Source organism: Herbaspirillum frisingense GSF30 (assembly GCF_000300975.2).
GTDB classification, from domain to species: Bacteria; Pseudomonadota; Gammaproteobacteria; order Burkholderiales; family Burkholderiaceae_D; genus Herbaspirillum; species Herbaspirillum frisingense.
This window is the reverse complement of sequence record NZ_AEEC02000005.1, coordinates 114798-125412: the sequence shown is the minus strand read 5'-3', so window position 1 is coordinate 125412 and position 10615 is coordinate 114798. Positions and strand designations below refer to the sequence as shown.

Below are 10615 nucleotides of genomic sequence, written 5' to 3'. Positions count from 1 at the left end.
GTCTTTCAGAACACCAGCGGCAGGTGATCCAGCGCGCTGTAGGCGGCATGCTGCTGCCGCCGGGGAGGGGTGGCCGACAGTGCCAGGGTGGGCAGGCGTTGCATCAGCGCGGTGAAGGCGATTTCCGCCTCCAGCAGGGTCAGTGCCGCACCCAGGCAGACATGCGGCCCCTGGCCGAAGGACAGGTGCATGCCTTCATCGCGCCGGATGTCAAAGTGCTGCGGCCCAGTGAAGCGGCGCCCGTCATGATTGGCCTGCCCGATATGCAGGATCACCAGTTCACCCTGTCGCAGCGTCCGGCCCGCTACCTGCAGATCGGTCAGCACACGGCGCCCGGTGTATTGCACCGGGCTGTCATAGCGCAGCATCTCGCGCAAGGCCTTACGCAGCAGGGTGGGATCTGCCTTGAGCGCCGTCCATTGCGCAGGATGCTGCAGCAGCGCCAGCAAGCCGTTGCCCAGCAGATTGCGGGTGGTCTCGTAGCCGGCAAAGAGCAGTGTGCAGCACTGCGCCAGCATTTCGTTGCGGTTGATCCGTTGTTCCCGCTGCGCCTGCAGCAGGCGCGCGACCAGGCTGTCGGGCGGCAGGGTGTCGGCATCTTTCACGACTTCACCAAAGAAGTCGCACAGCGCTGCCATCGCCGCCTGGGCCGCCAGGGTCTGGCCCGCATCCGGCGTGGGGCTGCCGATGAAGGCGGCCAGATCAGCAGCCCAGTCGATGAAGGCCGCTGGCACACGGTCCGGCAATCCCATCAGGCCGGCGATGGCCAGCGCCGGCAGTGGCCGGGCGAAACGGCTGACGAAATCGAAACCCTGCGGCGCCAGCGGATCGGCCACGATGGCATCGATCAACTGACCGGCAATGCGCGTGATGGCAGGCCGTTGAGCCTCCAGGTCGGTCGGCTTGAAACCCGGGTTGAGCACGCCACGCAGACGTCGATGGGCGCGGCCGTCGAGCAGCAGCACCGAGCGCGAAAAGAGTCGCTTGAAACGGCGTTGTGCTTGCAGTTCGGCCGGCGCGGAGTCCAGTGCATCCAGTCCAGCCAAGCCACTGTTGATCCAGCGCGCCCCGCGTCGCACCGACAGGCGCGGATCGCGCAAGCCTGCCGCCACCGCCTCGTAATCGCTGATGAGCCAGGCGCCACCGCAATGCGCGGCGCTCCATTGCACGCTCATCAGGCCGTCGCCGGGGCGGCCTGCAGACCCAGCCGGGACAACAGGTCCAGGTCGGACGACACCGGCGCATTGGCCGTGGTCAGCAACCTGGCCCCGAGGAAGATGGAATTGGCGCCGGCCGCAAAGCACAGCGCCTGGGTGGCGTCGCTCATGCTCTCGCGTCCGGCTGACAGGCGGATCACCGCGTGCGGCAGAGCGATGCGCGCCACCGCCACGGTCCGTACGAATTCGAATTCATCCAGCGGCGGTACGTCCTCCAGGGGGGTGCCGGCAATCGGCACCAGATGGTTGATCGGCACCGATTGCGGTGGCACCGGCAGGCGCGCCAGCTGTGCGATCAGGCCGGCGCGCTGGGCGCGCGTTTCGCCCATGCCGATGATGCCGCCGCAGCAGACTTGCAGGCCCGCCTGCTGCACCCGCTGCAGGGTATCGAGCCGGTCCTGGTAGCTGCGGGTGGAGATGACCTGCCCGTAGAAATCGGGAGCGGTATCCAGATTGTGGTTGTAGTAGTCCAGACCGGCCTCCTTCAGGGCCTCGGCCTGCGCCTGCTCCAGCATGCCCAGGGTCATGCAGGTTTCCAGGCCGAGGGCGCGCACCTCGCTGACCATGCAGGTCAGTGCCGCCATGTCGCGCTCCTTGGGATTGCGCCAGGCCGCGCCCATGCAGAAGCGGGTGGCCCCCTGCTCACGGGCGGCGCGGGCGGCCTGCACCACCTCGTCCACCGCCATCAGCTTGCCGGCCGGCACGCCCGCCTCCTTGTGATGCGCCGACTGCGAGCAATAACCGCAGTCCTCGGCGCAGCCACCGGTCTTGATCGACAGCAGGCTGGACAGCTGCACCTGGTTGGCCGGGTGGTGCTGGCGATGCACGCCCTGCGCCTGGAACAGCAGATCCAGGAAGGGCAGTTCGAACAAACGTTCAACCGCCGGGTTGGACGCCGGGACGCTGGCCTGCGGCGGCAGGAAGTGCAGGGGAGCGCTGGCCGGGACGGCCGCGGAGGAAGGGCATTGGCTCATCGATAAAATCCGGTTCGTGAGTAAAAAGGCTTAGAATTTCGTTCCGGCGGATTCTATCTTCGTCCAATTTCGTTTAACAATTTCTTTTTTAATAGATTATCTATACTTTGGCCGTATGAAAAATGACCCAGGCAGTACCGTCGCCCGCATCGCCGAGGTCTTGCGCACGCGCATCATTCGCGGCGAAATCGCAGGCGGGGCGGCCCTCCGGCAGGATCACGTGGCGCAGGAATTCCAGTCCAGCCACGTGCCGGTGCGCGAGGCCTTTCGTCAGTTGGAAGCAGAAGGATTGCTGCTCACATTGCCCCGTCGCGGGGTACGGGTGAGCATGGTGGACCGCGCAGCGGTGAAGGAAAATGCAGAGATGCGTGCTGCCCTGGAGATCCTGGCGCTACGCCATGGTGTACGCAAATTCACCAGTGAACACATCGCCCGGCTGGAGCAGGCGCAGGACGACTGTGCGCGGGCGGCCTCGCTGGTGGAGTGGGATGCCGCCAACAACCTGTTCCACGACATCCTCTCCAGCGAATGCGGCATGCCGCGTCTGCTGGCGGTGTTGAAGCAGCTGCAGCTGACCAATTCGCGCTACCTGTTCTCGACCGGCTTCAAGCGTGGCTGGCAGCCGCGTTCTGATCACGACCACATGCTCATCATCGACGCCCTCAAAGGCAAGAAGACCGATCGCGCCGTGCAATTGCTGAGCATGCATATCGGCACGATGGAACGGGTCGGCTTCGTGGCGGCCTAGTCGAGTCGGGTCAGCCTGGTCAGCCGGGTTAGCCATATACGCTAGCCCGGCAGGCCGGACAGGCTGAACTGCGACGGCGGCACGCCCACATGGCGCGTGAAGGCCACGCTGAAGGTGGAGGCCGAGCTATAGCCCACCTGCTGCGCCACCTCCGCCATGCCGGCGTCGGCCCGCAGCAGCAGGCGCTTGGCCAGCGCCATGCGCCAGGCCAGCAGGTATTCCATCGGCGCCAGTCCCACCTCGCGCCGAAAGCGTTCGAAGAAGGACGAGCGTGACAAGGCCGCCTCCCGTGCCAGCATGACCACGTTCCAGTTCTCCGCCGGCCGCGCATGCAGGGCACGGATCGCCTGCGCCAGGCGGGCATCGGCCAATCCGCGCAGCAGGCCCGGCGTAGGCGCCGCACCGGCCTCGGTGGTCGAACGCAAGGCCTCGATCAGCAGCACTTCCAGCAGGCGTGCCAGCACCATCTCCCGCGCCGGCCGGGCGGCGCGGAATTCCTCCCCCACCAGCTGGGCCAGCGTGCTCAGGCGCGCATGGGCGCGCACCACCACCAGATCGGGTAGCAGCGACAGCAGCAGCGGCGTATCGGGCGAGTCGAAGACGCAATGACCCACCACCAGTTGGACTTCCGGCGTCAGCTCCAGGGGTCCGAGGTGATAGCGGCCATCGGGCAGGCGGGGCGGTGGATTGTCTTCGTCCAGCAAGGCGGTGTCGCTGTCCTGCAGGCTGGACAGCGTAAAACCCTCCAGCGCCGGCGCCAGCACGAAATCACCCGCCTCCAGGACGATATCCTTGCCATCGTCGCGCAAGATGCGGCAACTTCCCTCGATAACGGTGCAATAGAAGGCCAGATCGGAACGCGAACGGCGCACCCGCCAGCCGCCTGCCGCTTGTACGTACTTGGTGTAGCGGGCCGCCGGTTGCAGCAGGGTGACGACCTCGGCCAAGGGATCGATGGAGTCGGACATGTCTGGACGATTGCAAATGAATGATGGACTCTGGATTGTAGCAAGTCCGGTGTGCTGCGCCTATTCTTCGTCCTGTCGTTCCCATCCATTCAAAGGAGTCCCTCATGAAAACCATCCTCATCACCGGCTGTTCTTCCGGCTTCGGCCTGGAAATCGCACGTTACTTCCTCGACCGCGACTGGAACGTGGTCGCCACCATGCGCAGTCCACGTCATGACCTGCTGCCGGCCTCGTCCAGGTTGCGCATCCTGCCGCTGGACGTCGCCGATGAGGCCAGCATCCGCGCCGTGGTCGCGCAGGCCGGCCCGGTCGACGTGCTGGTCAACAATGCCGGCATCGGCGCCCTGGCCGCCGTGGAAGCCCAGTCACCGGCGCAGGTGCGCGAGATCTTCGAGACCAATACCCTGGGCAGCATCGCCATGTGCCAGGCCTTCATCCCCCAGATGCGCGAGCGCGCCCAGGGGGTGGTGATCAACGTCACGTCCTCGGTGACCTTGCGATCCTTGCCCTTGCTGGCGGTCTATACGGCCAGCAAGGCCGCCGTCAATGCCTTTACCGAATCGATGGCGCTCGAACTGGCCAGTGTGGGCGTACAGGCGCGCCTGGTCCTGCCCGGCCGCGCCCCGTCCACCCGGTTTGCGGAAAATGCCCGGCCGCGCATGGAGGGCGCCATCCCCGACGCCTATGGCGCGCTGGCGGCCCAGGTGTTTGCCAACTTCCAGGACAACACCCAGGTCACCCATGCCAGCGACGTGGCCGAGGCGGTGTGGCAGGCAGCCACCGATCCGGGCGCTCCGATGCGTATTCCGGCCGGGGAAGATGCCCGGGAATGGGCGGCGACAGTGGTGTGAATGATGTCCGGGTCTCCTGCAATGGGATTCCAGACATCGGCGGACGCATGGAGCGAGTCGAGGAAATCAAGCGGCGCAGCGTGGCCGAGATATAGCTCTGACGAGCGGAAGAAGTGAAAGTTGGGGTAGGGTGGTGATGTATGGATTTGTGTTCCCATTAAATCCATACTAATATCGGCATGGTCACGCCCGCCCGCCTCTTTCCCTCTTACCCTTCTTCACGTTGGTTCGCCCCATGAAAAAATCCGCACGTCCACAGGACTGGGTCGGCAGCTTTGCCGCCAATGGCGGCCCACGCTATCTGCAGATCGTGGGCTTCATGGAACAGGCCATTTCCGACGACCGCCTCAAGCCCGGCGACCGTCTGCCCCCGCAGCGCCAATTGGCAGATCGTCTTGACGTGGACCTCACGACCGTCACCCGCGCCTATACCGAGGCGCGGCGACGCCACCTGCTCGAAGCGCGGGGCGCGGCCGGCAGCTTCGTGGCCGCTCCCAAGGTGGACCTGAGCCAGGTGCTGGACCTGTCGATGAACATTCCACCTCCGCCTGCCGGCATCGACCTGGACGATCTGCTGCGCCAGGGTGTCTCGCAGGTCCTGATCCATAGCGACGCCGACCTGCTCATGACCTATCACCTGGGCGGCGGCAGCAGTGCCGACCGCGCTGCCGGCGCGATGTGGTTGCAGGAGCCTTTGGGCCACATCGACGAAAGCCGGGTGCTGGTCTGTCCCGGGGCGCAATCGGCGCTGGCCGCCTTGCTGCTGTCGCAGACCCGCCCGGGTGAGGTGATACTGGCCGAACCGCTGGCCTACCCGGGACTGCTGACAGCAGCGGCCCAGCTGGGTCGCCGGGTGGTGGCGGTGGGTGTGGATGGCGAAGGCATGCGACCCGACCTGCTGGTGACGCTCGCACGCAAGCACCAGGCGCGCGTGGTCTATCTCAACCCGACCCTGCAGAACCCCACCACCCATACCATGCCGGCCACGCGCCGGGCCGAGATCGCGGCCGTGGCGACCCGGCTGGACCTGCGCATCATCGAGGACGATCCCTACTGGCGCTTTGCCGCCCAGCCGCCCCGGCCGCTGGCCTACTATGCGCCACGGCATGTGTTCCATGTCTCGACCTTGTCCAAATGCCTGTTGCCGGGGCTGCGCACGGCCTATGTGGTGATGCCTGAGGGCCAGGAGCAGGAAGAGGTGCTGGGGGCGCTGCGTTCCTTCGTGCTGATGTCGACCCCGCTGATGACTGCGCTCTCGACGCAGTGGGTGCACGATGGCACGGCCACATCCTTGCTCGAAGGGATCCGCAACGAAGCCTGGGCCCGTCAGGAGCTGGCCCTGCGTACGCTGGGAGATCCCGGACTGGCCGGGTCGGGCGGGATTCATCTGTGGCAGGCACTGCCGGCCCACTGGAGTGGCCAGGAGTTCGTCATCAGGGCCGGCCAGGCCGGCCTGAACGTGGTCTCGCACAGCAGTTTCGAGGTGGAGCCGGCGCCGTCGGGCCAGGGCTTCGGAGGCGGAGGTGCGGCGCATATCCGCATCTCGCTGGGACGCTCGCGCAGCCGCTTCGAACTGGTCAATGCCTTGCGCCGCCTGAGCGAGCTGACCCGCCGCCGCAGTATGCGGGAAGTGGTGGTGTAGCCAGGGGAGTGAGTGAGATGCTAGTGCGGCGCTAGTGCGGCGCTAGTGCGTGAGGGCCGAGGCCGCCGGGGACATCCCCGTATGGCGACGCGCTGCCGCCAGGATCTCGAAAGCGGCCTCATCTTCGGAGTGGGCCGCCAGCGGCAAGGAGCCGCGGCTGATCTCGGTGCGATCCTTCAGGATCGCGTAGGAGCCTTTCCAGCGGCCTTCGCTGTCGTCGGCCTGATAGACCAGCAGATAACCGTCGAATTCGATTTTCTTCATCGTCATTCTCACCAGGGCAATGAGGTGTCTGAGCTGCCTGAGGTGTCTGACTCCGCCGTCAGGGCGGGGCGGTCAACTCAACAGCAGCAGTTTGCCGAAGTATGCCGCGCAGATCGGCGGCTGGATGTCGTCCGCCTGCGCAATCGTTTGTAGGACAAGAGCTATGGCATCATGCGCGCTGACTTGTCGCCTTGTTTGCTACCTCCGCCACCTCCGCCACCTTCATTCGCCACCATGGAAATCCGCCAGCTCCGCTATTTCGCCAGCATCGTCGAACACGGCAGTATCGGGAAGGCCGCCCTGGAGCTGGGCATGGTTACATCGGCCCTGAGCCAGCAGATCACCCGCCTGGAGACCGAGCTGGCCACCCGTCTGCTGCAGCGCACCTCCACCGGCGTGGTGCCGACCGCAGCGGGCATCGCCTTTCTGAAGCAGGCCCAGCTGGCGTTGCGCCACATCGACGATGCCGCCCTGGCGGCGCGGCAGGCGCGCCTGTCCGGGCATGTCAGCGTGGGTATGGCCTCCAGTACGGCGGGGGTGATGGGGCTGGCCTTCATGCAGGCCATGCACGAACGCTATCCGGAGGTGCGTCTGCGCATGGTGGAAAGCCTGTCCGGTCACCTTGGCGCCATGCTGGGCGCGCGCCAGATCGACCTGGCCATCCTGTTCCAGGAAGAACCGGCGCAACGCTGGAGCGTACTGCCCCTGCTGGATGAGCGGCTGTTCGTGATCGGCGCCCCCGCGCTGGCCGGCATGCCCGTTGCGCGCCAGGCGCGCCTGGGCAAGCTGGGCGACTTGCCCCTGATCCTGCCGACCCGCAAGCATGGGCTGCGTTCGCTGCTGGATTCGGCCTTCCGCCATGCGGGCTACACACCCAATATCGTCCTTGAGGTGGATGGCCTGCCGATGTTGATGGACGCCGTGCGCGCCGGCATGGGGGCCACCATCCAGCCTGGTGCGGTGCTGGCCCGGGCCGAGAATGCCGACCTGGCCAGCGTGCCGGTGGCCGATGGCGATGCCTCCCGTCCCAACCTGATCGTCAGCGTCTCCGATGACGAACTGTCTCCCGCCGGGCTGGCCGCCCGGGTGCTGCTGGCCGAGGTGGCGCGTACCCAGGTGGGGCAGGGCCGCTGGCCCGGTGCTACCCTGCGCGGCACCGGTCTTCACGAAAACTGAACACCCCTTGCCGGCGCGCCGATAGCGGCGCACCGGCAGGCTGCCTATAGTCGCCTCCCTGGACATATCACAAGGAGGGGACGGCGATGTTGGACGTTCTGGTTATTGGCGGTGGCAACGCTGCCCTGTGCGCGGCCCTGATGGCACGCGAGGCCGGCGCCTCGGTCATGCTGCTGGAATCGGCGCCCCGCGCCTGGCGCGGGGGCAACTCACAACACACCCGCAACCTGCGCTGCATGCACGACGCACCGCAGGACGTGCTGGTGGAGGCCTATCCGGAAGAAGAATACTGGCAGGATCTGCTGAAGGTCACCGGCGGCCTCACCGACGAACACCTGGCGCGCCTGACCATCCGCGCCTCGGCCACCTGCCGGCCCTGGATGCGCAAGCATGGGGTACATTTCCAGCCGCCGCTGTCGGGCGCGCTGCATGTGGCGCGTACCAATGCCTTCTTCATGGGCGGCGGCAAGGCGCTGGTCAATGCCTACTACCGCAGTGCCGAGGCCCTGGGCGTGGAGATCCGCTACGAGACCCCGGTGGACGCCATCGAACTGGATGGCACGCGCTTCGTCGCTGCCCGCAGTGGCAGGCAGCGCTTCACCGCCCGCACCTGCGTGCTGGCCGCTGGCGGCTTCGAATCCAATCGCGAATGGTTGCGCCAGGCCTGGGGCCAGAACGAGCGCGGCGAATGGCCGGCCGACAATTTCCTGATCCGCGGCACCCGCTTCAACCGTGGCGAGCTTTTGCGCTACATGATCGAGGCTGGCGCCGACAGCATCGGCGATCCCACCCAGGCCCACATGGTGGCCATCGATGCCCGCGCTCCGCTCTATGACGGCGGCATCTGCACCCGTATCGACTGCGTCTCGCTGGGCGTGGTGGTCAATCGCGACGGCCGGCGCTTCTACGACGAGGGCGAGGATTTCTGGCCCAAGCGCTACGCCATCTGGGGCCGCCTGGTGGCGCAACAGCCGGGCCAGGTCGCCTATTCCATCATCGACAGTCAGGCCATCGGACACTTCATGCCACCGGTGTTCCCCGGCGAGAAGGCCGAGACCCTGGCCGACCTGGCACGCCAGCTGGGGCTGCCGCCGGCACAGTTCGAACAGACCGTGCACGACTACAACGCCGCCTGCCGCCAGGGAAGGTTCGACCACACCGTGCTGGACGACTGCCATACCGACGGCCTGCAGCCCCCCAAGACCCACTGGGCGCGGCCGCTGGAGCGGGCGCCGTTCTACGGCTATGCACTGCGACCTGGCGTGACATTCACCTACCTCGGTTTGAAAGTGAACGACAAGGCCCAGGTGCATTTTGCCGGCAGGCCCAGCGACAACCTCTTCGTGGCAGGCGAAATGATGGCCGGCAACGTGCTCGGCAAGGGCTATACGGCCGGTGTGGGCATGTCCATCGGCACCGCCTTCGGGCGCATCGCCGGAGTGCAGGCCGCCCAGTTCGCCACCCGATCTTCCGGAGTTTCCCATGCAGCAGCTTGAAGCCCTGACCGATGCCGCCCGCCGCGACGCGCAGGGCGGTCCTGCCAGCCTTGCCCCGGGAGGGGCCCGCATCATTCCCATCCTGCCCGTCAAGGCGGCGCCGCCCATGAACGCCGACGAGGCCGAAGTAGCCCGGCAGATGCAGATCTGCAATGCCTGCCGCTATTGCGAAGGGTTCTGCGCGGTGTTCCCGGCCATGACACGCCGCCTGGAGTTTGCCAAGGCCGATGTCCATTACCTGGCCAACCTGTGCCACAACTGTGGCGCCTGCTATCACGCCTGCCAGTACGCGCCGCCCCATGAATTCGCGGTCAACGTTCCCAGGGCCATGGCGCGGGTACGGCTGGACACCTATTCCAGTTATGCCTGGCCGGCCGCCGCCGGCGCACTGTACCGGCGCAATGGCCTGACCCTGGCCCTGGCCTTGGCGGGCAGCCTGGCCCTGTTCCTGTTGCTGGCCCTGGCGCTCAACGGCACGCTGGCCAGCAGCCCGGCAGGCGGCAATTTCTATGCGGTGTTCCCGCATGGGCAGCTGGCACGCATGTTCGGCGCGGTGTTCGCCCTGGCGGTGCTGGCGCTGGGCATGGGTGTCAGGCGCTTCTGGCGTGATATCACGGACGGCACGGCCGGTGCCCCGGGCAGTGCAGCGGCGGCCGAGGCCACCCGCGACGTGCTGGCCTTGCGCTATCTGGATGGCGGCCACGCAGAGGGCTGCAACGAGTCCGATGACGGCTACACGCTCATGCGCCGACGCTTCCATCACTTCACCTTCTACGGTTTCATGCTGTGCCTGGCGGCCACCTCGGTGGCGACCCTCTACCACTACCTGCTGGGGCTGGAGGCGCCATACCCCGTGCTGAGCCTGCCGGTACTGCTGGGCACGGCGGGCGGCATCGGCCTGCTGGTCGGCCCCGCCGGTCTGCTGTGGTTGAACCTGCGGCGGCATCCGGAGCAGGGCGACCGTCGCCAGCGGCCCATGGATCGCGGCTTCATCGTCCTGCTGCTGCTGGTCAGTGCCACCGGTCTGGCGCTGCTGGCCTGGCGCGACAGCGCTGCCATGGCGGCCCTGCTGGCCCTGCACCTGGGCTGCGTGATGGCCCTGTTCCTGACCCTGCCTTACGGCAAGTTCGCCCACGGCATCTATCGCAGTGCCGCATTGCTCAAGTCCGCCATCGAGAAGCGGCAGCCCCTGCGGCACGATCCCGGATCGGCCTGATCCCGGGCCGGCCAGCGCGCCGGCCCACCCGGTTTTTCATGAACACAACAGCAAGGAGACTTT

Annotated in this window: 10 protein-coding genes; 6 read left to right on the top strand and 4 right to left on the bottom strand. The window is 66.6% G+C overall.

Translation table 11 applies throughout. The features are described 5' to 3' along the window. Positions 1-5: 5 nt before the first annotated feature. A complete protein-coding gene (locus tag HFRIS_RS05445; protein WP_006462252.1) occupies positions 6-1175 on the bottom strand; it encodes a cytochrome P450 in 1170 nt (389 codons plus the stop codon). Further along, a complete protein-coding gene (gene bioB, locus HFRIS_RS05440; protein WP_006462251.1) occupies positions 1175-2191 on the bottom strand; it encodes a biotin synthase BioB in 1017 nt (338 codons plus the stop codon). Before bioB ends, HFRIS_RS05445 begins: the two co-directional genes overlap by 1 nt. A gap of 115 nt (positions 2192-2306) precedes the next feature. Here bioB and HFRIS_RS05435 point away from each other — a divergent pair, with 115 nt between their 5' ends. Then, on the top strand, positions 2307-2939 hold the full coding sequence (locus HFRIS_RS05435) for a GntR family transcriptional regulator (RefSeq protein ID WP_006462250.1): 633 nt from the start codon (positions 2307-2309) through the stop codon (positions 2937-2939). 41 nt (positions 2940-2980) lie between these two features. On the opposite strand, the gene HFRIS_RS05430 is transcribed toward HFRIS_RS05435, so the two are convergent. Beyond that, positions 2981-3907 carry an AraC family transcriptional regulator gene (locus tag HFRIS_RS05430; RefSeq protein WP_006462249.1) on the bottom strand — a complete coding sequence of 309 codons (927 nt, stop codon included), beginning with the start codon at positions 3905-3907 and terminating at the stop codon, positions 2981-2983. Positions 3908-4011: 104 nt separating this feature from the next. Here HFRIS_RS05430 and HFRIS_RS05425 point away from each other — a divergent pair, with 104 nt between their 5' ends. Next, positions 4012-4758: an SDR family oxidoreductase gene (locus HFRIS_RS05425; protein WP_006462248.1), complete on the top strand. Its 747-nt coding sequence runs from the start codon at positions 4012-4014 to the stop codon at positions 4756-4758. Between the two features lie 235 nt (positions 4759-4993). Next, entirely contained in the window at positions 4994-6400 is a 1407-nt protein-coding gene (locus HFRIS_RS05420) for an aminotransferase-like domain-containing protein (protein WP_006462247.1), read from the top strand. A gap of 42 nt (positions 6401-6442) precedes the next feature. On the opposite strand, the gene HFRIS_RS05415 is transcribed toward HFRIS_RS05420, so the two are convergent. Beyond that, on the bottom strand, positions 6443-6664 hold the full coding sequence (locus HFRIS_RS05415) for a hypothetical protein (protein ID WP_006462246.1): 222 nt from the start codon (positions 6662-6664) through the stop codon (positions 6443-6445). Between the two features lie 234 nt (positions 6665-6898). Here HFRIS_RS05415 and HFRIS_RS05410 point away from each other — a divergent pair, with 234 nt between their 5' ends. From HFRIS_RS05410 to tcuB, 3 genes are all read left to right on the top strand, one after another. Next, positions 6899-7840, top strand: a complete 942-nt coding sequence (locus HFRIS_RS05410) for a LysR family transcriptional regulator (protein ID WP_006462245.1) — start codon at positions 6899-6901, stop codon at positions 7838-7840. Positions 7841-7926: 86 nt separating this feature from the next. Further along, positions 7927-9336 carry an FAD-dependent tricarballylate dehydrogenase TcuA gene (gene tcuA, locus HFRIS_RS05405; protein ID WP_006462244.1) on the top strand — a complete coding sequence of 470 codons (1410 nt, stop codon included), beginning with the start codon at positions 7927-7929 and terminating at the stop codon, positions 9334-9336. Beyond that, positions 9323-10552, top strand: a complete 1230-nt coding sequence (tcuB, locus tag HFRIS_RS05400; protein ID WP_006462243.1) for a tricarballylate utilization 4Fe-4S protein TcuB — start codon at positions 9323-9325, stop codon at positions 10550-10552. The genes tcuA and tcuB overlap by 14 nt, the downstream gene beginning before the upstream one ends. Positions 10553-10615 lie beyond the last annotated feature (63 nt).